The 24,998-nt window shown below is 56.5% G+C and carries 11 protein-coding genes; 5 read left to right on the top strand and 6 right to left on the bottom strand.

The genetic code is table 11. The annotated features are described in order from the left end of the window. Window positions 1-75 precede the first annotated feature (75 nt). Together J1784_RS26630 and J1784_RS06650 are read left to right on the top strand one after the other, a co-directional pair. Window positions 76-201 carry a hypothetical protein gene (locus J1784_RS26630; RefSeq protein WP_274387312.1) on the top strand — a complete coding sequence of 42 codons (126 nt, stop codon included), beginning with the start codon at window positions 76-78 and terminating at the stop codon, window positions 199-201. A 147-nt stretch (window positions 202-348) separates the two neighbouring features. Then, window positions 349-735, top strand: a complete 387-nt coding sequence (locus tag J1784_RS06650; protein WP_217148524.1) for a helix-turn-helix domain-containing protein — start codon at window positions 349-351, stop codon at window positions 733-735. Window positions 736-740: 5 nt separating this feature from the next. On the opposite strand, the gene J1784_RS06645 is transcribed toward J1784_RS06650, so the two are convergent. Next, a complete protein-coding gene (locus tag J1784_RS06645) occupies window positions 741-1,208 on the bottom strand; it encodes a nuclear transport factor 2 family protein (RefSeq protein WP_217148523.1) in 468 nt (155 codons plus the stop codon). Window positions 1,209-1,378: 170 nt separating this feature from the next. Next, window positions 1,379-2,506 carry a porin OmpC gene (gene ompC, locus J1784_RS06640; protein ID WP_217148522.1) on the bottom strand — a complete coding sequence of 376 codons (1,128 nt, stop codon included), beginning with the start codon at window positions 2,504-2,506 and terminating at the stop codon, window positions 1,379-1,381. 776 nt (window positions 2,507-3,282) lie between these two features. On the opposite strand from ompC, the gene J1784_RS06635 reads away from it, so the two are divergent. The 3 genes from J1784_RS06635 (at window position 3,283) to J1784_RS06625 (ending at window position 6,132) form a co-directional block, all read left to right on the top strand. Beyond that, complete coding sequence (locus J1784_RS06635; RefSeq protein WP_217148521.1) at window positions 3,283-5,313, top strand: DUF4034 domain-containing protein; 2,031 nt, start codon at window positions 3,283-3,285, stop codon at window positions 5,311-5,313. Window positions 5,314-5,410: 97 nt separating this feature from the next. Beyond that, window positions 5,411-5,722: a type II toxin-antitoxin system HigB family toxin gene (locus J1784_RS06630; protein ID WP_217148520.1), complete on the top strand. Its 312-nt coding sequence runs from the start codon at window positions 5,411-5,413 to the stop codon at window positions 5,720-5,722. Next, entirely contained in the window at window positions 5,719-6,132 is a 414-nt protein-coding gene (locus tag J1784_RS06625) for a helix-turn-helix domain-containing protein (RefSeq protein ID WP_217148519.1), read from the top strand. The genes J1784_RS06630 and J1784_RS06625 overlap by 4 nt, the downstream gene beginning before the upstream one ends. Before the next feature lie 632 nt (window positions 6,133-6,764). Here J1784_RS06625 and J1784_RS06620 read toward each other — a convergent pair. The 4 genes from J1784_RS06620 to J1784_RS06605 form a co-directional block, all read right to left on the bottom strand. Further along, window positions 6,765-7,934: a beta-barrel domain-containing protein gene (locus J1784_RS06620; protein WP_217148518.1), complete on the bottom strand. Its 1,170-nt coding sequence runs from the start codon at window positions 7,932-7,934 to the stop codon at window positions 6,765-6,767. A 17-nt stretch (window positions 7,935-7,951) separates the two neighbouring features. Continuing rightward, window positions 7,952-10,129, bottom strand: a complete 2,178-nt coding sequence (locus J1784_RS06615; protein WP_217148517.1) for a type I secretion system permease/ATPase — start codon at window positions 10,127-10,129, stop codon at window positions 7,952-7,954. Window positions 10,130-10,177: 48 nt separating this feature from the next. After that, a complete protein-coding gene (locus J1784_RS06610; RefSeq protein ID WP_217148516.1) occupies window positions 10,178-11,554 on the bottom strand; it encodes a TolC family outer membrane protein in 1,377 nt (458 codons plus the stop codon). 90 nt (window positions 11,555-11,644) lie between these two features. Beyond that, window positions 11,645-24,850, bottom strand: coding sequence for an Ig-like domain-containing protein (locus tag J1784_RS06605; RefSeq protein WP_238485423.1), 13,206 nt, complete (start codon window positions 24,848-24,850; stop codon window positions 11,645-11,647). Window positions 24,851-24,998 lie beyond the last annotated feature (148 nt).

Here is a 24,998-nt window from a genome sequence, read left to right as displayed (position 1 = left end):
GTTTGTGTGAGTGTTATTGCACTGAATATGCGGGGCAGCGGCCCGTGGTAATCGAATTTTGTGCCCGGAACGGGGATGAAGGGAGAAACCACTTTGCCAACCGGTAAGAACTTTTACATCATCATTGTTCTTATCCTCGTCGGGATCGTTCTGGTGGACGATGGTATCGCCCGCTTCATTCACTGGCTCCTGTTACGCTAAATCATGGCCCGTCAGAGTGCCTTAGCACTCCTTTTCAGCGGGCCATTCTTGTCACTTCTGTTGTCATACACCTCAGAGCAACACCTGCCACGCCATCACGGCGAAGTCGTGTATAATAGCGATATTCAACCTTAAAACAGACTGGTTATGGCTCAGGATATTCATATCGCTATCGTCTGCGCACTCAGCAAATGGATTGAAGGCCATCTTGGTCGCGTGATCCACCTTGAAGAACTGGCTGAGTATTCAGGCTATTCGCTTTGGCACATGCAAAAACTGTTCAAAGAATCGACAGGCATTTCTCTGGGAAAGTACATCAGGGAACGTCGTCTGGCGAGCGCTGTTTATCAGCTGAGCAGCAGTGAAACACCGATTTTCGATATCGCGATGGATTTCGGCTTCGGCTCGCAGTCACACTTTACCTACATGTTCCGCAAGCGTTTCAATATCACGCCGCATGAATTCCGCCAGAATCCGGAAATCGAACTCGATGTTTCTCCCCCGCTGCATCTGATCCACCAGAAATCAGCCTGAAACAGTCAGAATCCAAACTCACTCAGGCCAGGATGATCGTCCGGCCTGCGTCCGAGTGGCCAGTGGAATTTCCGCTCACTTTCCTGAATCGGCAAATCGTTAATGCAGGCATGGCGTGCGAACATCAGCCCCTGTTCGTTAAATTCCCAGTTCTCATTGCCAAAACTGCGGAACCAGTTGCCTGAATCATCATGCCATTCGTAGGCAAAACGTACGGCAATCCTCGCTCCGTCAAATACCCAAATCTCTTTGATCAGACGATAATCCAGCTCCTTTGCCCATTTACGCTGCAAAAAAGTCACCACGCCTTCCTGACCGTGAACAAATTCACTGCGGTTACGCCAGACCGTATCGGCAGAATAAACCTGACTGACCCGCTGCGGATCGCGGCTGTTCCAGGCATCTTCAGCCAGGCGGACTTTTTCGATGGCGCTTTCACGGGTAAATGGCGGTAACGGCGGTTTAACGGACATATTGACCTCGGCTATGGAAGAAATTCACTCCAACACAATAGCGGCGTTTTGCGGGGTTCTCACATCAAATTGTGCCCATAAAAAACGCGGCCATCAGAGACCGCGTTCTTTTACTGCTTATTCTTTATAACTCAAATCTAAACGCTATTCTGTGTCTGAGAAAGGCACGCTTAGAACTGATACACCAGACCGACAGCGGTAACGTCATCGGTGTTGATACCGGCGTTATCGGTGAAGGTGCTGCTGTCGATCAGGTTGATTTTGTAGTCAACATAGGCCGACATATTTTTGTTGAAGTAGTAAGTCGCACCCAGGTCGACAAATTTCACCAGATCCTGATCCTGGTAGTTGTTGCCCAGACGGTCGGATCCTAAATCTTTACCGCGAGTTTGGTTATACGCCACGAACGGACGCAGACCGAAGTCGAACTGATAGCTTGCGTAAGCTTCGAACGCCTGCGACTGGTTAGCATAACCGTAAGCTTCTGAATCGGTAGAACCGAAGCGGGAAGCGTTATAAGCCTGAGTGAACATGGCTGCAAGGTAAACGTTGTTGGCGTCATATTTCAGACCACCGGTGTAACCTTCTGCTTTTTTACCGTCGCCCATGATGCCCGGTGCGGAATTTTGCTCATCAGTACGGTCAGAGTTGAAGAACGCACCTGCCACACTGACGCCCGCGCCAATGTCATAGCTCAGGGACATGCCGTAACCGTCTCCATTCTGAGTCAGCACATCACGTGTACCCGGTTCGCCGCCGCCGCTGTCGTTCTTGCCCTGATATTGCAGAGCGAAGTGCAGGCCATCCACCAGCCCGAAGAAGTTGTTGTTACGATACGTTGCAACGCCGTTGGTACGCTGATAAAGGAACTGGTCAGCGCCGTAGGTTGAACCATCGAACTCTGGCTGCATGTCGGTCCAGGCGGCCACATCATACATGACGCCGTTGTTACGACCGTAGTCGAAAGAACCCATATCGCCGAATTTCAGACCTGCGAAACCGTAACGGGTAAATGCGCGGTCGCCGTCATCAGAGCTTTCAGCCTGGTTGGCCTGAACCTGATATTCCCACTGGCCGTAACCGGTCAGTTGGTCGGTTATCTGCGTTTCGCCTTTGAAGCCAAGGCGGATGTAGCTCTGATCGCCATCGCTGCCGGCATCATTAGAGAAGTAGTGTAAGCCATCAACCAGACCGTAAAGGTCGAGTTTATTACCATCTTTATTATAAACTTCTGCCGCACTTGCTGATCCTGCAACCACTAATGCAGGGATCATGAGTGAAAGAACACGGAGTTTCATTTTTCTGTCCTCGATAGGTGTCGGACCGTGCCACTGAATGTAAAGTACACGTTTTTACTGATTTAAATCTGCTTAACGCTTGTTGGTATCTGTATAAATGTTGGCCCGACATGGCAATTCCATTCTCTTGATATAAATACTATTAATCCAGAAAGAAAATGATACGAAATTAGTTAATATATTTCCGAAGTATTTAAAGGTGTAACAATTTATTAATTTTGGGTATATTTACACCTATGTTTATTTGTTAAAATAAAGCACGCAAAGCTAAATTACATGAATACACTTTAAAATCAATGCGTTGCGTACATTAGTTACCGCACTAAGTGATAAAGCATCTATTCATCGATAATATATACTCTCTCTCGCTATCATCATTATTTGTTATTTATTACCCTCATTCCCCGTTTTGTGGAAACAACAGCCGACCCTTTGTGGTCGGTTTTTTTTTGTTTTCCAAAGAGATGATTACCTGATGTGACATTTATCACTCATTATATTTTCGCGCTGAAATGTCTTTTCTCCATAATTACTTCACACTTTCTCCATCTTTCAAATTCCGATTTTATTAATAGTTGATATCTAATCTCTTCAATTAATAAGGGATTTAGGACAATTATTAATCTTTATTATGCAGAGGCTTTGTTGGTCAGTGACGGTGCGGATCCGTTACTATAGCCAAAGTCAGACCAATCCCGCTGATCGCGCAGGGGAAGAAAGTTAGACTTCGGGTGCCGCGCAAAACACCGTTTTTACTCAACAGCTCAGGGAACCTCATGCCACATCAGGACCAGCAAGACAACATTTCCAAAGCCAGAATGCTTCTGGTGACCCGCCGTTTTCTTAAACTGGACGAGTGGCTGTTGTCACAGATGCGTGGCTGGCAGAACCAGGGCGAAGGCCAGAGCGATTACGGACTGCTGATGCATCCGGCGACGTTGTTTACCGGCACAGAATCTCCCCCGCTCAATCCGCTGGAAATCCTCAATGACTGGGTGCAGCAGTGCCCGCAGAGTTATCACGCTCATGCTTTACTGGGCATGGTCTGGCATGAAAACGCCTGGATTATCCGCCAGCCGCAGGAAGGTGAAGAAGTCGCAGACCACCAGTGGCTGGGCGCACAGTTATGTTGCGACTATGCGGTGCTGTCATTTTTACGCGCCATTGAACTACACCCGCGCCCGACACATGCCCTGCGCCACATGATGAACCTGAGTGGCGGTTTCGGTGAACCCTACTGGCTGAAAGCGTTATTTGCCGGTGAAATTCCCAAACCTCTGCATGAAAAGTTTTCGATTCAGGGCAGTGAAATCTGGCAGGCTGGTGTAACGCACATCCATGCACTGGGTTTCGAACCCGCTACGCACTGGCCGCAAATACTCCCTGCTGCGTTACAACACACCCGCAAAAATGACGAAGAAGCGCTGGATTACTGGCTGCGCATGGCAATGTCAGTCCGCCATGCGGATGTTGGCACCATGGAATCCTACCTTTTATTCCATTCCGCTTTCTGGGGCGGTAGCGACGCGCAGCAGATGCAAATCATCGACAGTCCGCTGTGCGCAGAATTTAGCGAAGAAGAACGCAATCAGTTCCGCGCCAACGCGTTGTGCGATGCGCTTTCCGGCGATATCGCCGACAGGGAATCGCCGGAGTCGCAAGAATTACAATCACGCTTAGCCGGATTACTGGCACAGCCTCTGACGCCTGAAACACGCATCCGTCTGTTGAGTCTGGCCGGAATTTGTATCGCCTACTGGCAGGACGACGATCAGGCCGGGCTGGCCGTATATAATGATTTATTTGCTGTCTCACCGCAGGCAATGCCCGGCCACGCCGCGCAGATGTTTATCTCCCGTGCCGTGCTGGCCAATGGTCATCAGGAAGGTTTACCGGTACTGACCCAGTTGCTGACCCGCGGCCTGAGTCAGGCAAATGATCCGGTGCTGGTGGCGTTTGCCGCGACGGCTCTGCAATCCGGCCTTTACGGATTACCGGCGCGTCCTGAATTGTGTGCAGGGCTGATGGAACACGCATGGTCGCTTATTCAGCAGGCGGGCGACGAGCAACCGGTTAAGGATCTGGTCACGCTGGCGCACGACATGGCAATTAATGATGATCTGGGCGCCGCACATTTCCTGATGACCGAAATGGCCCGTCACGGCAGCGCGATCCACTGCTACGAGTTGTATTTTTTCTACCGCAACGGCTGGCATCAGGATGTTCCTGAGCAGTATCACAACGACAGCAATGCGATGGACTGCTTACTGAGCGCCGCCCGTTCGGGCATGGTGCCCGCCATGTTTACCTGCGCCAACGCGCTGCGTGAAGGGCTCGGCGGGGAACCCGATTACGAACAGGCCATGCACTGGTATCAGCGGGCCATGGACGCCGGGCATTTATCCGCCGCCTATTTTCGGGCGAGTTGCGCGCTGGACAACGGTTCAGACGCCGAAAAGCGTCAGGCCATCGAAGTCTGGCTGCCTGAAATTCTGCATAACGCACAACATCCCGATCGCGCTGAAGCCGCTTACACGCTGGGCATGGCATGGCTGACCGGTACCGGCGTGAAGAAAAACCGTTATACCGCCGATAAATATATGGAATTCGTCCTCGAACTCAATCCTGAATCCGAAGCCGCGAAGCAGGTTCATGACGATCTCAACGGTTCCCTGCGTTCGCGGATGAATTTGTGGCAGGACAAGCGGAAAGCCGGGGTGGAAGATCCGGTAGCCGCCTTCCGCAGTGTTCAGCCAGCTGAACCAGAAACTTCTCTGGAAGATGTGCCGCAATCTGACAACAAGTAAAGTTCTCCCGCTCCTGCAAAAGGTTATTGTGGTTTACAGCTTGTAAACCACAACGTTAACCTTTATATTGTTCACAGGATGTGAACTCAGCAGTGCTATGCATGTGATAGCCAAGGAAGCATTCGACCGGGCGATGCGGCAGTATCCCAATGATAAAACCGCATTACTGGCAACCTATCGCGGGCTTAAAGAAGGCGATTACCCGATGCCAGATTCCCTTAAACCCGTCTTTTCCAGCCTCGACAATTTCCGCTACCGGCCAAAATGGTGGGTTATTAACGTCGGCGGCAATAATCTTCGCCTCATTGCCTATATCAATTTCGTCAATAAGCGGGTGTATGTAAAACACATCGTCACCCATGCGCTTTATGACCAATTGAACAAACATTACAGGACTTACGCACAATGATTGCTGAAGCTATCGAAGCCAGTAAAGCGCTGGTCAAAGCGGTTCCCTTGCTGGGAGGAAGTACCAGCACTGCCGACTATAAAAGTGCGCTTGAGCTGATTGATTATCTGTTTGAGCACGACGAAGAAAACCCGCTTATCGAGTTTCTGAGTGCAAAAATCGAAAGTTATGAGCGCCAGCATGCAGATTTCGTCCCCTTTAATCAGGCGGTGGAAAATCTGCCACGGGGCGTTGAGGCACTTCGTCAGCTGATGAAGGATTACGGATTAAAGCAGAGTGACTTGCGAGAGGAAATCGGCGGAAAATCGCTGGTCAGTCAGATCCTGAGCGGAAAGCGTTCGCTGACGGTAGAACACATCCGGGCGCTGGCGGTGAGGTTTAATGTACCAACGAGTTTGTTTATTGACTGAAGGTTTTGCAGAGGCCGCTGCAATATCGGGCTGATATCCTCGGGCTCGCCACCCAAACTGGCCTTAAGGTCAACACCGTGGGCTCGCCGCCCACACGGGCCCAAAGGGTTTTAAACGAAACCCTTTGGAATCCTGCGTTTTTTTAACTGCGCGCTATCGCTCGCTGGCTATGTTTCAGGGACCAATGCGACAGGCTGGAAATCTTGCCGCTGCGCGGTACCTTCATTTCGGGATTGCAGCCTTTGGTCTGCAACCTCTCATTCAGCAAGTTTTCTGAAACGCCCGCACGATCTTAAATTCAATGGCAGACTGTTTTTCATCTTTTAAAAAGGTTGATTGGCGTGCTCAAAAATGGCACCGAATGAATGGTTCGAGACCTATGGCTCGAAACCTGAAATTCGGGGATCGCGAAGCGATGACATTTTGCGCCACTCACAAATGCGTCAGAACATGTCCGTCGTGCCCGCGATAGCGCGCAGTGAAAGAGCCCGGGGGGCTTGGGGGGCGGCGGCGATAAGCCGTCCCCCAAGTCGGTGTGGGCCGACGCCCACGACCTTGAACTTGAAGTTGAAGTTGAAGTTGAAGTTGAAGTTGAAGTTGATCTTAAAACCGCACAAGCAGCGGCCTGCTACTCACCGCTCCCTCAGCGACTCCTTCACCTTATTCAGCGGCTTAATCAGATAATCCAGTACGCTTTTCTGGCCGGTTTTGATGTCTACGTTCGCCACCATGCCAGGCACTATCGGGAACTGGCGGCCAGCTTTGTTGGTCAGGAAGGCTTTGTCGGTACGCACGTATACACGGTAATAATATTGATCGCGCTTCACCTCATCCTGCAAGGTATCCGGCGAAACGCCTTCGACTTTGCCGTCCAGATCGCCGTAAATAGACGAATCGTAGGCCGAGATTTTTACCGTTGCCGGTAACCCCGGACGGATATAGGCGATGTCGCGGGGGTTGATGCGGGTTTCAATCAGCAGCTGATCTTCAATCGGTACGATTTCCATCAGTTTGCCGCCCGGTTGCAATACGCCGCCGACGGTGGAAACCTGGATATCTTTTACGATACCGTGAACCGGCGAATAGAGTTCGGAACGCGTCACCTGATCCTCTTTCCCTGCCATGACCTGCAATTCGGCGTCCAGATCGGCGTTGTTCTTCACCTGCTCCTCACGGGCACGCACGGCGTACTGATTAATGGCATCGTCGATTTTCCCACGCAGTTCACTGGCCTGACGTTTCAGGCGGATTACTTCCACCTGCCCCGCCGCACCTTTCGCCACCAGCGGCTGGGTCATGTTAATTTCATCATTCACCAGTTTGAGCGACTGTTGCAGGTTGCTGACGGTTTCGTCGCGGTTCTGTTTACGCGATAAATACAGCTGGCGTTCACGCGCTACCAGTTCCGGCGATTTCATGGTTTCCGGGCTGAATTTCAGCGGCGCGCCGGTCAGTTCAGCACTCAGCCGTTCAGACGAGGCACGCAAAGTGCGCACGCGGGAAGCGGCTTCGCCGTAATTCGATTGCGAACGTGTCGGGTCAAGTTGCGCCAGCAACTGACCGCGATTGACCACTGAACCTTCCTGCACCATCAGTTTTAAAATCACGCCGCCGTCGAGAGAATCGATTTGCTGCGCTTTACTCGATGGTGTGACTTTGCCGGTTCCGACGGTGACTTCATCGAGCTGAGCAAACCGCGCCCAGACGAAGAAAATCAGCAGGCAGGCCAGCGAAATCCAGATGATCCACGAAACTTTGCGGCCTTCGGCTTCCAGTTCATCATGCAACGTAAGATGTGCCATGCGATGTCCTCAGCAGCTCAGGCTGCGCCTTGTTTGTTGTCCGCCACCACGGCCGCAGCCGGAGCGGGCGTATTGCTGGCCGCTTTCGCGAGGATTTGATCCCGCGGTCCGTCGGCTACCACCCGTCCGTTGTCCATCACCACAATCCGGTCCACCAGTTTAAGCAGCGCCGGGCGGTGCGTGACCACAATCAGCGTGCGCCCGACCAGCCACGCGTGAAGCTGGCGGATCACATATTCTTCCAGCTGTTCATCCATCGACGCCGTCGGTTCATCCATCAGCACCACCTGCGGATTACGCAGGATCATGCGGCTCAGCATCACCATCTGCCGCTGTCCGCCGGAAAGTCCCCGCCCGCCTTCGTTGATGATTTTATCCAGACTCGAGGCATCGGCCTGCACCATACTCAGCGCGCCGCTGATGCGCAGCGCCTGTAGCATTTCCTGGTCCGAGGCATGGGGATAACCAAGCATCAGGTTCTGGCGCAACGTCCCGAAAAACAGCCGCGAATCCTGCGATAAATATCCCAGCTGACGGCGGATATCGGCCGGTTCGACTTGGGTCATGTCCACGCCGTCGATCAGGATTTTGCCCTGCGACGGACTGGCCTGACCGGAGAGCAATTTCAGCAGCGTGGATTTTCCCGCGCCAACTTTACCGAGGATTGCCACCCGTTCACCGGGCTTGATTTCCAGCTGGCCGATCCCCAGCACATTCGGTGAATTTTCTTTGTCGTAGGTGTATTGCAGATTACGCACATTGAAATGACCGCTGAGCGACGGACAATGCGACAGCTGTGCATCCGCAGGCCGGTCGACCGGTTTTTTCAGTAATTCATCCAGCCCGTGCATGGCACTTTTGGCGTGCTGCCAGCGGGAAAACACCATCGTCAGCTGCATCAGCGGCGCAATGGTACGTGACGACAACATGCTGGCGGCGACCAGCGTACCGGTGGTGATCTCGCCGTTCAGCACCAGATACACCCCGAACACCAGCATCCCGCCATACGTCAGTTGCTGGACGGTGGATGCCCAGCCGGTCAGGCGTGCGCCCCACAGACGCTGTTTCATGCCGACCGCCGCGCTGACTTCATGCGTCTGTTCCCACTGACGCTGGAAATAGGCTTCGGCCTGCAGGGCTTTAATGTCTTCGATGCCTTCGATAGTTTCCACCAGCACCGCGTTTCGCAGCGCGCTCTCACGCATGCCCTCTTTCGCCAGTTTGGCCATCGGCCACTGGATCAGAATGCCGGGAATAACAATCAGCGGGATCGCCAGCAGCGGGATGATCACCAGCGGACCGCCAATGAAAAACATGATGCCGAGAAACAGCAGCACGAAAGGCATGTCGGCGGCGGCGCTGACGGTGGTGGAGGTCAGCAGTTCGCGCACCTGATCGATTTCGCGTAACTGAGAGATAAACGAACCGGTGGATTTTGGCCGGTCATCATTTTTGATGTTCATCGCCCGCACGAAAAACAGCGATGACACTTTGAGGTCGATTTTCTTCCCCATCAGATCGGACACCAGCGTGCGCATCAGGCGGATAACGTATTCCATGCCTGCCGCCAGCACCACGCCGAAGAACAGCACCCATAACGTTGGGAAAGATTGTGCCGGAATAACGCGGTCATAAACCTGCATTGAGAACAAAATACCGGCCAGTGCCAGCACGTTACCGAGAATGGATGCCAGTGAGATTTCCGCGATTTTGCGACCGCTTCCGCGAAAATTTTCCCAGAACCAGTGCTTTTTATGCGGCTGAACAAACTGATCGATACGCTCATCGCGCCCGCGCGCCGCCACACCGACCAGAAATACCGGACCAGCGCTTTCTTCCAGCAGTGTGACCAGCTCCGCCGAACGCAGCAGGTCACCGCCGTCGCTCAGCCAGTAATCCACTTTGCCGTCATCATGTAACTGCTCAAGCACCGCAATGCCGCCCTGCTCCAGGGTTATCACGGCGGGCAACACTTCCTGACGCCAGCGCACCTGATTCCAGCTGACCATGCCGACCTGTAATCCCATCAGACCGCTCAGACGGTCGAGCTGACGGCGCAGCGGCTGATGTTCAAACCAGCGCATTTGCTGGCGAAGAAATAGCGGATCTGCTGGCTTACCGAATGTTTCGGCCACGCGCCCCATGGCGCTTATCCAGACGTCGATCGACAAAGGTGTTGTTGTTTCGTTGCTCATTTCAACCTCGGTATCGAATGCTTCTGGGTTCCCACGGCCTGTTTCGCCTTACAGCGCCGGGATGGTGTCACCTGATTGTTTCTGCCGGTCGATGCCTAACATATCGACCAGATTGTCCACCGCTGCGGCGTAACGCACGGTGGCATCCCACCCGTCGTAGAGCGCGCCAATGCGCGACGTGTCTGCCTGAAATACGTCCTGCTCGACGCTGAGCAAATCGTTCAGGCTGCGTTTACTGAGTTTGTATTCGTCCTGATACACGCTGCGGGTGTGTGTGGCGCTGGAATATTGCTCTTCGCCCGCGACCTGCCGCTGCTGGCCGCCGATCATGTCGGCGTAAGCGGTTGAGGCTTTCTGATTGATATCCAGCTTGGCTTTTTCGACATCGGCCTGCGCCGCCTGCCGTTGCCCTTCTGCCGCCCGGACTTTGGCACTGACCGCACCGCCCTGATACACCGGCGCGTCTACCGCCAGCTGGAGCTGGTCGTCCCAGTAAGAACCGGTGGTGCCGTTATTGTCATAACGGGTGCGACCGGCCTGAACTTTGACCGTCGGCCAGTGTTGCGCTTCCGCCTGATTGACCTGCTCAATCGCCGCCTGTTGCTTGGCCTGCGCGGCGCGCACCAGCGTGCTGTTTTCGTAAGGGATTTTGTCGAGAGTGACTTTCTGATTGAGGAGACTTTCCGGCAGATCCGGCAAGTTGTTCGAAACAACGCCCGTCAGCACGGTCAGTTGCGCCTGCGCGGATCGTTCCTGCGCGCGGTATTGTTCTACCGTGGCGCGCATACCGGCAATGCGGGTTTCTGCCTGCAACACGTCAGACTGAGAACTCAGCCCGGCGTCAGAACGCAGTTTCGCGGTATCTTTCACGCGGGTGAGCGATTCGATATTGTCCTTCGCCGCAACGCTTAACGCCTGAAAGCGTTTCACCGAGAGGTACGCCTGCATGGTGCTCAGCGCCACGTCGGTCATGGTGCTGTAAAGAGAAAAGCGATAGGAATCCGAGAGATATTCCTGCTCACCGATACTGCCGTTGGTTTTGCCAAAGTCCCACAACAGCTGGCTGAGCTGAATACCCGCCGAACCGTTGCTGCTCTGATCGCCTGAAGAATAGGTCTGCCGGGATTGTCCCGCCGATCCTTGTAATGAAACCTGCGGATACCACGCACTTTTCGCTGCATCCAGATTCCCGCCGCCCACGCGGATTTGCGCCGCCGCTTCCGCAATTTGCGGATTACGCGCAAACGCCCGCAGAATGGCATCCCGTAACGTCAGGCTGGCGCGCATTTCCTCCGTGGGTGCCGCCTGCCAGTTAAATTCCGGCTGTTTTTCCGCCGCCATCACACCCGTATTCCCTGTTAATCCCGTCAGACACAAGGTGCCCAACACAACGGCGATTTGCCGTATTACTCTCTTTTTTTTCATTACCGACACCACTTAATTACGCCGATTTTTTTGTTTTTTTTTAAAGCTTGCGTGTTACGCCTCCCCCTTCGCAGAGGGAGGCGTACAGCATTAACTCTGTTGTACGTGCAGACCGTGTTGCACCAGAACGTCTCCCAGAGTGTTCGAGGCATCCATTGATGCGTTGTGATAAACGTCGAAGGTCAGGCCATCCACCGTGCGTTGCCCGGTTTCGTTCCATGCACCGTCGGTGCCCATTTGCAGGTTCACCAGACTGCCCTCGCCCCCTTTGATGATCACTTCATCTGTCGGATTGTCCTTCACGTTTAGCGCCTCATGCAGATTCAGAGAGATGCTGTTGGTGCCGGAAGTGCCCAGGTCGAAGATGTCGATATGCTCGACTTTCAGCCCGAGTACGGTCAGATCCAGATGCTGATTGGTGCCCGCCAGCAGTAAGGTATCGACACCGGTTCCGCCGTCGATTTGCGAGAAATCGAGCGTATGAACCGAGATGGTGTCGTCACCCGCACCACCGATGGCCACGCCGTCAGTTGCCGTGAGGTCGATGGTCACACCGCCAATGGAGAACGCCGTGTCCGCGTGCGCGGTGGTGTCAGCTGTGGCGGCGTCGTGCGTGGTGGTCGTTGAAGCAGTGGTATCCGCAGTGACCAGCGGATCCGTCAGCGTGCTCGCAGCATGCGTCACAGAAGTATCAGTGGTTGTGCTGGTATCGGTGGTGTGAACCGCCGCCAGCGTATGGGTATCGTCCACTGCCTGCGACGTTGCCATCAGCGTTGCTGGTTCAGCCGGTAATGAAGAACCGACCGTCAGCCCGACGTGCGCATCGAATCCGTTACCGGCCGCATCGACCGCTTTCAGTTCAACAATTGCACCGAGCAGTGCGTTCAGTAATCCCACCAGCCCGTAACTGCTCAGCAGCGCACTGGACAGTTTTACTGTCCACGAACCATCCCCCTGCACGGTCCCTGCCAGCGTATTGCCCAGCAGCGTGACGCTGACCTGGCCACCTTGTGCGATGTTGCGGCTGGTCCCGCTCAGGGTCAGACCCTGACCGCCGAGAATGCCGCCGACCACACCGAGCGTCAGCCCGAGCAATGGATTCAGCGCCACCAGCGGCAGTGCGTGCGTCAGTACGCTCAGCGGGTTAGAGATAATTGCGGTGTTACCCACAAGATCCGCCACAGAAACAGAAACCTGCGTCGAACCATCCGCCAGCCCTTTCAGTTCTGCTGAGGTAAACGGCACACTCCACGCACCGTTGGTGATGGTGCCGGTGTGCGTCACACCACCGATACTGACCGACACCGTGCCGTTGAGCAGGTTTGAAGTCCCGGTAATGTTGGTGTTAGCGCCCGCTTCGGCAGCATTCAGGTAACCGTCGCCGCCAAACAGTGAGCCGAGTGACAACGTTGGCAGAACGTGAATACCGACCGTTGCCGTTGCGCTACCGCTGGTCGAGTGACCGGCGGCGTTGGTGATGGACGCGCCGACATTCAGCGTGCCGTCGAGCAGACTCGCCAGCGTCAGTTGCGGAACCGCGACGCTGAAGGTGCCATCTGCTTTCACCAGCGCGGTAAGGGTATTACCGCCGACGTTCAGGGTCACAGTTGAGCCCTGCGCGTTGGTGGTGGTACCGCTGATGGTTTGCGTCAGCAGCGCATCCGCCGCGTTCAGCAGGCCATCGCCAAACAGCGGGTTGATCGTAATGGTTGGCAGAGACTGCGATACCACGTTCAGCAGATTGGTGACCGACGCCGTATTACCGGAGCCATCCACCAGGCTGGCGATGACCGACTGCGAACCATTGAGAATGGCGCCCAGATCGGTCACCGGCACCGTCACGCTGAACACGCCGCCGACACCCACATTGGCAAGGTAGTTTTTGCCGTTCAGGGAAATCTGCACCTGCGTACCCTGCGCGACGTTGGTCGCGATACCGCTGATGGTCTGGCCGGTCAGCAGGTCAACAACGTTCAGCACGCCATCGCCAAAGACCGGATTAAGAATAATCGACGGCAGATTGTGGATACCGACATTCAGCCCCACGGTATTCGACGCCGTGTTGCCCACCGCATCGGTCACGGTGGTGACGATGGTCAGATTGCCGTCCAGCAATCCGGCCAGCTGAAGCGGTGTCAGAGAAGCGGAGAACTTGCCGTCACTGCCCACGGCTGCCGTCAGGTTAATCAGGCCGCCGCCGACATTAATGTTGACTGTTTCGCCAACATGCCCGTTCGTGACCGTACCGCTGATGGTTTGCGTCAGCAGCGCTTCCGCCGCGTTCAGAATGCCGTCTGCACCGAAAACAGGATCCAGCACAATTTTCGGTACTGCGTTGATGATGGAAGTCAGCGTGCTGCTGCTGGTGCTGGTATTACCGCCAGCATCGGTAACAGAAACCACGACCGGGAAGGTGCCGTCACCCAGCGCTTTCAGGTCACCCGGTTGCAGGGTGATGCTGAATGCGCCGGTACCGTCGGTAGCGCCGAGGAAGGTTTTCCCGACCAGCGAAACCTGAACCTGTGTGCCCGCCGCGACGCCGCCGACGGTGCCGCCAATCACCTGAGTCGTCAGGGCATCGGCAGCACTGAGCAAGCCATCGCCCAGAACCGAGGTCAGGTTAATGACCGGTTTCACCAGATCCAGCACCGCATTGGCCACTGCCGATCCGACGTTTCCGGCGGCATCGGCCACCGTAACGCTGACTGCCGCGGTTGTGCCACTCAGCAAACCGAGCACGGACGGCGGAACGGTCACCAGGAAATGCCCGGTCGCATCCACCACGCCGTTAATGGTTTGCGTACCGACCTGCACCGCGATTGCTGTACCCGCTGCCACATTCGACACGGTACCGCTGATCGTCTGATTGACCAGCAGATCGGCGATGCTGAGCACGCCGTCGCCAAACACGGTGTTGAGCACCACTTGTGGCAGATTGTGGATGGCTATCCCCACCGGAATATTGGTGGAAGAGGTGTTGCCTGCCGGGTCTGTCAGGGTGATACCCAGATTCAGGTTGCCATCCAGCAGTGCGCCCAGATCGCCCGGCTGGATCTGAATATTCCAGGTCCCCGCCGTCACGGTGGTGTTGTAAGTTTTGCCGCCGAGCGTCACGGTAACCTGAGTACCGTCAACCGCTGTCGCGACGCCGCCAATGGTTTGTGCCAGCAGAGATTCCGCCGCATTCAGCAGACCGTTACCCCCGAAGAGAGGATCCAGATTGCCGAGCACCGGCAGCGATTTAATGACATCCAGATTCAGCACGGAGGCTGTCACGTTGCCTGCCGCATCGGTCAGGTTAAGATTCAGCACCTGCTGACCGTCACCCAGTGCGCCGAGCACCGCCGCCGGAATGTTCAGCGACCACACACCGTTAGCCCCGACAATTGCCGAGAGCGGCGTGCCGTTGATGACGGTCGAGACCACAGAACCCACGCCTGCACCAATCGCCGTCCCGCTGATGGTTTGCGCCACCTGCGATTCCGCCAGATTGAGGAAGCCATCCGTCAGCCCCAGACCGCTGGTCACATTCAGTGCGAGCAGTTTGTTGAAGAAGATGTCCAGACCGGTACTGACGCTGGTGGTGTTACCCGCCTGATCCGTTACCGTCGCCGCCAGTGTCAGCGTGCCGTCGTTAAGCAACAGCAACTGCGCTGGCGTCAGGTTGAGCGACCACGCCCCGCCCGGCTGAATAAGTGCCGTACCGATGGACGCACCGCCGAGAGTGACGTTCACCGTCTGACCGTCTGCTCCGCTGGATGTCCCGCCGACCAGTACGTTGAGCAGCGATTCCGCCAGATTAATGACGTTATTTCCGGCGACCACATCCAGCGCAAGCAACGGCGCAGTGGTATCGACAGTGATCGGATGCGGTGTCGCACTCCCTGTATTCCCTGCGGCATCTGTCAGCGTTGCGGTAATAGTGTTGTTACCGACGCCTTGTGGCAATGCCTGCAAATCGGCTGCCGGAACGCTGACTGACCAGGTGCCGCCCGTCTGCACGGTACCGCTGTAGGTTTTGCCATTCAGCGTGACAACAACCACACGCCCCACGTCACCGGTATCCGCCGTACCCGTAATCACCTGCGCAGATTTCGACTCGGTATTGTTGAGAACATCGTCGCCGGTAAAGGCATTGATGGTCACCGTAGGCGCAGTGGTATCCACCAGCACGGTTTGCGTGGCGCTGGTAATAACAGGGAGCAGCGTATTGGCACTGACGACCGTCTGTGAACCATTCACAAACTCACTGGCCGCCACATCGACTGACCAGATATTCCCTGCCACAGTTGCGGTATGGGGAACCGCACCCACGTTTATGAAGACCTGTGTGCCGTCCGGCACGTTGATGGTTTTACCGGAAATGGTGATAGTCGCCGGATTGCCATCCGCCACGTTAATAATGTTATCACCGGTGACCGGATCGATGGTCAGTGTTGGGGTCACTGGCGGTGTCAGGTTAACCGTGATGCCCTGAGGCGCCAGCAGATTTGCCGTGTTACCTGCCAGATCATTAACAGTCGCCGTGATCGTATCCGCACTGTTGAGCGTAGTCAGTTCAGCAGGGGTAAAGGTCGCACTCCAGGTGCCATCCCCCAGCACCGTTGCCTGATGGCTGATGCCGCCGACTGAAACCGTCACCTGCTGACCGGCCTGCACGTTCGTCGTGGTACCGGTAATGGTCTGCGTGTTCTGGCTTTCGGCATAGGTCAGGTCGAAACCGGCACCCGCAAAGGACGTGACGGCGACAGCGGGAAGCAGCGTGACAGCAATGCCGACATCTGTCGCCGCTGAACCGGTATTGCCACCACCGTCAGTGACAGTCACGGTAATTTGCTGTGGTCCCTGCGGCAGATCGCTGATTTCACTGGTTGACAGAGGCGCCGTCCAGTTGCCGTTCGCATCCACCGTCACGCCAGGAATTGTCTGACCGCCTATGGTGACCACCACCGTTTGTCCCGCGCCTGTCAGCCCGGTCGTTCCGGTAATGGTCTGTGCTGTCGCAGCTTCGGCGGCACTCAGATAACCATCGCCAAACGGCGTGTTGATAGTGACATCCGGTACGGTGAGGTAGCTGGTGAATGGCTGCGTCGCTGGCGTGCTGTTGCCTGCCGCATCCGTCACCGTCACGTTGATATCATGCGTACCACTGCCCAGAGAATTCAGCACGCCCGCAGGCAGACTAACCGCCCAGTCACCCGTCGTCGGATCGACGGTGGCGGTATAGGTGGTGCCGCCTACGTCGATGGTCAGTTTCACGTTCTGGTTGTCGCCGGTAATACCGGTATTCCCGGTGATGACGTTCACACCCGCGGCTTCGACAATATTCAGACTACCGTCAAGGAAAGGCTCATTGATAACAGGTACCGGCCCGGACAAATGCGACGTAAAGCTGATGGTGGCTTCGTTATGGTTGCCGATTGCATCGGTCGCCGTCACGGTAATGTCATGCGACGCCGTCAATGGCCCGAGCGATGCCAGCTGAACTGGTGTGAGGTTCAGACTCCAGTTTCCGGTTACCGGATCGACGGCTGCCGTAAACGGACTGCCGGTCATGCCCGCGATTGCCACGCTGACCGTTTGTCCTGCCCCCGTTTCACCGGTGGTACCGGTGAGTGTCTGGCCGCCAATAGCGGCTGATTCCGCAATATTCAGCGTGCCGTCACCAAATGGCAGATCGATAGTCGGTTGAGGAAGGCTATGGATCTGCACATCAACCGAAGCCGGCAGTACAGAAGAGTTACCCGCACTGTCGGTCACCGTCACCACAACCGGCCAGGTACCGTCCTGCAAGGCCAGCAGTTCAGGCGACGTCAGTGAAACGCTCCAGGTTCCCGCAGCGGAATCGACGATAACCGGTACCGCATTGCCGTTGATGACCACGGTGACGGTCTGCCCCGGACTGGTGATCCCGGTAGTACCGGTAATGGTTTGCCCCGCCGGATCTGACGCTTCATCGAAATTCAGAGTGCCGTCACCGAATGGCACGTTAATGCCAGCCACTGGCAGAACATGCGTCAGCGCAGTGAAATCAAGGGTTCCCGGCGCACTGGTATTCCCGGCGCTGTCGGTTGCCGTCACGCTGATGGTGTGCTGTGCGTCAGTCAGCCCCAGCAACACGGCGGAAGGCACAGTTGCCGTCCAGGTGCCGTCATTGGCGACAGTGGCCAGTACCGGTGTGCCATCGACAGTCACCAGAACAGTCTGACCCGCGCCGGTAATGCCGGTGGTACCGGTAATCAGCTGATTACCCGCCGCTTCGGCGGCATTAAGAATGCCATCCACAAACGGCGTATTGATGGTCGGTAATGGCAGCGCAGACAGTTCGATATCCAGACTGCCGGTAGAAGACGCCGGATTACCGGCCACATCTTCTGCCGTCACGGTCACCTGCACAATACCGGTAGTCAGCCCGCTGAGCAGACCCGGTGCCACAGTGGCCGTCCAGCCAAGCCCGTCGGGATTCACCGTACCCGAAATAGGATCCAACAGCCCCGGAACCGTAACCTGTACAGCCGTTCCCGGTGCCAGACCAGAACTGCTTCCACTCAGGTTGAAACCGCCAGCCGCTTCACTGATATTCAAAATACCGTCACCGGCAATCACGCCAATCGTCAGCGTTGGTAACGCATGCGAGGAGAGCGTGAAATCAGCCGAAGTGGTGAGGTTATTCCCGGCAGGATCAGTGACGCTGACACCGATGGTTTTAGTGCCATCGGTGGTGATGGCCTGCACATCCACGCCCGGAATGGTCAGGCTCCAGATACCCGTACCGTCTGCGGTGGTGGTGTACTCTTTTCCGTTGAGGGTGACGGTCACGGTCAGGTTTGGATCCGTGGTGCCGCTGACCGGAATGCCCAGCGCCGCTTCCGCCAGATTGATGATGTCATCACCGCCGGTATCCACAGTCACCGTCAGTAACGGTGCAACGGTGTCAACGGCCACATCATGCGTTGCCGTAGCGACATTTTGCGCCACGTCATCTGCGGTAGCGGTGAAGGTGTTATTACCCGCAGGTAACGCCTGAACCTGAGCCGCCGTCATCGGGAAGCTCCAGCTGCCGTCGGCCTGCACGGTGGCGGTATACGTCGCGGTAAAGGCTTCACCGGTGATAACCACGGTAACGGTGCCGCCCACAGGAACGTGGGTGGAGGTGCCGCTGACGGTCATCCCCTGATTGTGCTCAATGATATTGATGTAATCATCGCCGGAAATCGCGTTGATGGTCAGCGTCGGCAGGTCGCCCGGCTGAGCAATCACAGTGGCGTTGTGAGTGGCGGATGCCGGGTTACCGCTCAAATCGGTACTTGTCGCCGTCACGGTAACCGGTCCGTCAGACAAGGCGGCCAGATCCGCGAACGGTACGGTAGCCGTCCAGGTGCCATCCGCACCCACGAGAGCGTTGTAGTCATTACCGTTAAAGGTCACGACCACCGTCTGCCCTTCTTCAAGATTCGTGGATGTCCCAGTGATCGGAATATCCGCACCTTTTTCTACCGCATTAATATAATCATCGCCCGACACAGACGTGATGGTCAGCGTTGGCAAATCAGCCGCCGCCGCATCGACGGTAAAGCTATGATCGCCCGTGGTGATGTTCCCCGCCGCATCGGTGATAGATGCTGACAGCGTGTAAGTGGTGTCGGCCAGCGCCTGCACCACAGAACTTGGCAGCGTGAAGCTCCAGGTCCCGTCTGGCTGAACGACTGCGGTATACGTCACATTGTTGAAGTTCAGCACCACAGAAACGGTTTGTCCGGCATCAGGAATATCTGAAGTACCGCTGATCACCACCGGCTGCAAGGTTTCCGCAGCATTAATGATGTTGTCGATTGCTACCGGATCGAAGGTCAGCACAGGCGGCGTGTAGTCCACGGTAATCGCGCTGTTGGCGGTGCCCTCGTTACCCGCGCTGTCGGTGGCCGTGACCACGATGTTTTGCGGGCCTTCCGTTATCGCCTGCAAATCAGCCGCACTGATGCTAACCGTCCAGATACCTGTCGCATCGACAGTCGCCGCATGATCCACACCGCCGATATTGACGACCACAGTCTGACCAGCGCCCGTCACGCCGGTAGTGCCGGTGAGGATTTGATCGGTGCCCGCTTCAAGTTGATTGAGGAAGGTATTGCCGAATGGCGTTTCAATGGTAGGTACCGGTGGATTCGCGGCGACCACGGTGAACGTTTCCGGAACGGTTGTGGTATTGCCCGCCAGGTCAGACAGAGACGCGGTCAGCGTATAACTGCCGTCTGCCAGACCGGCCAGCGCGCCCGCCGGAACGTTAGTTGACCAGGAACCATCGCCCTGTACGGTCGCCTGATAGGTCTGACCGTTAAATTGCAGGGTGACAATCCGACCGGCATCCGCCACATCGGCAGTACCCGACAGTTCGATGATGCCCGCCACTTCCTGCGAGTTGATCACGTTGTCTGTTGCGACCGGATTAAGCGTCAGCGTTGGTGGTGTGAAATCGACATTCACAGAACCAGTGATGGTGCCAGGGTTACCCGCGGCGTCCGTAACATTAACCACAACTGGCGTCGGGCCTTCCGTTGCGCCCGTTAACGTGCCCGCCGGAACGGTGACAGTCCAGGTGCCGTCGGTCGCAACGCTACCGGTCAGGGTATTGCCGCCAATCACCACAGTCACCGTCTGACCGTCGCCGGTCAGCCCGGTAGAACCGGTCAGAGTCTGTGCGGCAGCCGCTTCATCGGTGCCTAACTGACCATCGCCGAACGGCGGGTTCAGGGTCGGTACCGGCGGTTGGGTATAAATACCAATATCCTGCTGCGTGGTCACCGCGCCAAGGTCGGTTGAAATCGTGGTGGCAATCACATGGCTGGTGCCATCGGCCAGACTACTGAGATCATTCGCCGGGATCGGCACAGTCCAGTTACCTTGCGCGTCGGTCGTAGTGGTGTAGATTTTCCCACCCAGACTGACTGTCACGGTCGTGCCCTGTGGAACATTGGATGTCGAACCACTGATGTTTACACCCGCCGCTGCTTCCGCCACGTTGATATTGTTGTCACCGGCGATGGTATCGATAGAAATACCACCAAGCGTTGAGTTGACGGTAATCGCATCGCTGCCCTGCGCCGGGTTACCGGCAACATCCGTCACGGTGGCGTTGATCGTCGCCGGACCGTCGCCGAGTGTTTGCAAATCGACAGCCGGAACAGAAACACTCCATGCGCCGCTGGCCTGCACGGTCGCGGTGTACTGAAGTGTGCCGAGTGTGATGAGGACGGTTTGTCCCGCTTCCACATTCGTGGTGGTGCCGCTTATCACCTGCGCGGTCTGCTGCTCTGCGCCATCGAGCGTGTTGTCACCTGCAAATGCGGAGACAGTCAGCGTTGGCAGTAAGGCCGGATCCGCTTTTACAGTGACCGGTGCGGTCGCCGTGCCTGCGTTGCCTGCGGCATCGGTGACTGTCGCGATCAGGGTGTACGTTCCGTTCGCCACGTTTGCCAGTGCATCGGCCGGAATGTTGACCGTCCAGCCGCCACCTGCCGCGACCGTGCCGGTATAAGTGTGCCCGCCAAGCGCGATGGTGACGGTATCGCCCGCCTCACCCGCGCCCGCCGTACCGCTGACCGGAATGATCGCCCCGGCTTCGGCCGCATTGATGGTACCGTCGCCCGCGATCGGCGTTGTGATGGTGACAACCGGCGCAACGGTATCGACTGATACCGGCACAGATATGTTGCTGGTGTTGCCTGCTGCATCCGTTACCGCAACCAGCACGGCTGTCGGGCCTTGTCCGACGGCAGTCAGTACCGATGACGGCACGGACACCGAGAACGAACCGTCGGCGGCGACAACGGCGGTGTAATCCTGGCCGCCAAAGGTCACAACAGCCGTCTGGCCGCTGCCGGAAACGCCGGTATTCCCGGTCAGTGTCTGGCTGACGCCCGCTTCAGCGGCATTGAGAATACTGTCGCCGAAAGGCGTATCGAGTGTGGCATTTGGCAGATTGTGAATGATGACGTTCAGCACATCGCTGCCGGTGACCGGTTGCCCGACGGCATCGGTGGCACTGACGGTGATGGTGTGTTTGCCGTCACTCAATGTGGCGAGATCTGCCGCAGAGACCTGCGCGCTCCAGCCGCCACCCACGCCGACAGTTGCGGTGTAGGTTTTGCCATTGAGCGTTATCGTCACCACGCCGTTAACCGGCACATTAACTGAGGTCCCGCTGATGGTAACGCCCGCCGCCGCTTCCTGGGCATTGAGCTGGTTATCGCCGGTGACCGGATTTACAGACAGGCCGCTTTGCGTGTTATCCACGGTGAACGATTCGCTGCCGGTAGCCTGATTTCCGGCCTTATCCAGTACCGCGACGTCAATTTGTAATGAGCCGTTGGTCAGCGCGCCGAGCGCCGAAGACGGAATGCTGACGCTCCAGCTGCCATCGGCCTGCACGGTCGCGTTGTAGACCACGCTGTTAAGAGTAATGTTAACAATTTGCCCGGCTTCGACATGCGTCGTGGTCCCGCTGATAGACTGAGCCGTTTGCTGCTCTGCACCGTCGAGAATATTGTCGCCCGCAAAGGCGTTCAGGGTGATGGTCGGCGCTGAAGCCGGATCGGCTGCCAGCTGAACATTAGAAGTGATAGTGGTGCTGTTACCCGCGGCATCCGCGAGTTGTACGGTCACCGGATATTGTCCGTCTGCCACGCCTGCCAGGGCGCCTGCCGGAATAGTCACCGTCCACTGCCCGTTAGCCGCCACGATGCCGGTGTATGGCTGGCCGTTTACCGTGACAGTCACGGTATTACCGGCTTCAGAAATCGACGCTGTACCCGTCACGGCAATATCTGCGGCCGCTTCGGCGCTGTTGACGTAACCATCACCGGAAACCGGATTGACGGTCAGGGTTGGCGCAGTTAAATCGACCGTGACGGTACCGCTGAGCGTTGCGGAATTCCCTGCACTGTCTGTCACATTCACCACAATCGCATTATTGCCTGCCGGTAAAGCCTGCAAATCAGCAGAAGGCAGACTGACCGACCAGACACCGGCGCCATCCACCGTGGCGTTATAGGTATGCCCGCCAAGGGTGACGGTGACAATCTGGCCGTCACCGGTTTTGCCAGTGGTACCGCTCAGCGTTTCCGCCGTGGCTGCTTCGACAATATTCAGATAACCGTCGCCAAATGGCGTGTTAATGGTTGGCACAGGAGCCTGATTATCCAGGCCGACAGAAATGCTGTTATTCAGCGTGGTACCGTCCAGCGCCTGCACGCTGGCGGAAAGCGGCAGACCAGCCGGATCAGCACCCAGAGATTGCAAATCTGCTGATGACAACGCCAGAGACCATTTGCCGTCTGGCTGAACCAGCGCCAGGCGGATCAGAGAACCGAAAGTCACCGTCACGAGCGCAAACGGCGCGACGCCCAGCGTGGTCCCGGTGATCAAAATGCCGTCATTGGTTTCGGTGACGTTGATGACGTTATCGCCGGTCACCGGATCAATGGCGATGCCTTCCTGCGCAGTATCCACGTTAAAGGTGTCAGTGCCCGGAGTGGCTTCGTTACCGGCTTTATCAGAAACAGTCGCGGTAATGGTTTGCTGGCCGTTGCCCAGCACAATCATATCCGCCGCCGGAACAATCACGCTCCAGTTTCCGCTGGCACCGACGGTCGCCGTATAGGTGTGGCCGTTCAGGGTAATAGTGACAATTTGCCCGGCTTCAACGCGCGTGGTGGTACCGCTTAAGGTTTGCGCAGTCTGGCGCTCGGCACCATCGACTACATTATCTGACGCGAACGTATTCACGCTGATCAGCGGCGGAAGGGCCGGATCAGAAGCAACGTGAATAGTGCTGGTATTGGTGGTGGCGTTCCCTGCGGCATCCGTCAGCGTTGCGGTGACCGTCACATCCTGACTGAGATTGCTCAGCGAACCGGCCGGAATGTTCACACTCCAGGTGCCATCCGGCTGAACAATCGCGCCCGTAAAATCAACGCCATTAATGGTCACGACAACCGGACGACCGGCTTCGGATACCGACGCCGTACCGGTCAGGGTCATTTCAGCGGCGGCTTCCGCCACGCTGATGTAACCGTCGCCTTCCAGCGGATTGACCGTCAGGGTCGGTGCAACCGTATCCACAGTCACCGGAGTGGTGATGGTGTTGTGGTTGCCCGCCGGATCCGTCACGGTGACCACGATATTATTGCTGCCCTGCGGCAGGGTGCCGAGCACCGATGGCGGAACTGTAACCGTAAACGTGCCGTCAGTCCCGACGGTGCCGGTAATTTGCTGACCGCCAATGGTGACGGTCACAGTCTGACCGTCGCCGGTCAGACCGGTGTGGCCGGTCAGCGTCTGGCTGGTAGCAGACTCGCTGGCATCCAGCGTATTGTCACCGCCGAATGCCGGATCCAGAGTCGGCGGAACGCCGTGAATGGCGACATTCAGATCGGTGCTCTGGCTGATGGTATTACCCTGCGAATCCACCATGCTGACGGTCACGGTCGTCGAACCGTCGGCCAGCGCCTGTAAATCAGCCGGGGAAATACTCAGACTCCAGCCGCCACCCGCGGTAGTGGTGGTTTGATACACCGTGCTGCCTACCGTGACGGTAATTTGTGTACCGGCCGGCACATTGGACGTCGTGCCGGTGATCACCAGCGCGCTTTGTGCTTCGCTGGCATTGAGCTGCCCGTCACCGGAAATCGGATTAACGGTCAGCACGCCCGCGCTGTCGCTGATGACAAAACTTTCCGGCGTGGAGGTCGAGTTACCCGCCGCATCCGTCAGGGATGCTGTCAGCTGGTAATTACCTTCCGCCAGGGCAGAAACGACATCCGCCGGAATGGTCACAGACCAGACGCCATCCGCGCCGACGGTCGCGCTGTAATGCACGCCGTTGAGCACCACATCCACAGAACGGCCCGCTTCCGAAACGGAGGCGGTACCTGTCAGGGTCAGAGGTTGCTGATGTTCGCTGGCATCAATCACATTGTCGCCATCAATCGGGTCAACAGTCAGCGTTGGCGGCGTGGTATCCACCACCACGGTGACGCTTTTGGTCACGGTTTCGCCAGAGGTGTTGGTCAGGGTAACGGAAATAACATAAGTCCCGTCCGCCAGCGTTTGCAGTTCACCGGCAGACAGCGGAACGTTCCAGTTCCCGTTGCCGTCGACGGTGGTGGTGAAAGTTTTTCCATTGATGGTCAGCACGATGGTGCTGCCTGCGGCGGCGTTGGTCGAAGTACCGCTGAAGGTTTGCGTGCTTTGAGCAGCTGACTGGTTGACGGTATTTTCATTGGCGAACGCCGCCAGCGTCAGGGTTGGAGCACCACTGGTATTGCCGCCGCCGGTATTCCCGCCACCGGTATTGCCACCGCCAGTGTTTCCACCGCCGGTATTACCCCCGCCAGTATTACCGCCGCCTGTGTTTCCACCGCCGTCGCTGCCGCCATTGTTACTG

The sequence above is a fragment of the Rahnella ecdela genome (genome assembly GCF_019049625.1).
GTDB lineage: Bacteria > Pseudomonadota > Gammaproteobacteria > Enterobacterales > Enterobacteriaceae > Rahnella > Rahnella ecdela.
Note: the sequence above shows the minus strand (reverse complement) of the source record. Positions and strands in the feature narration are given on the sequence as shown.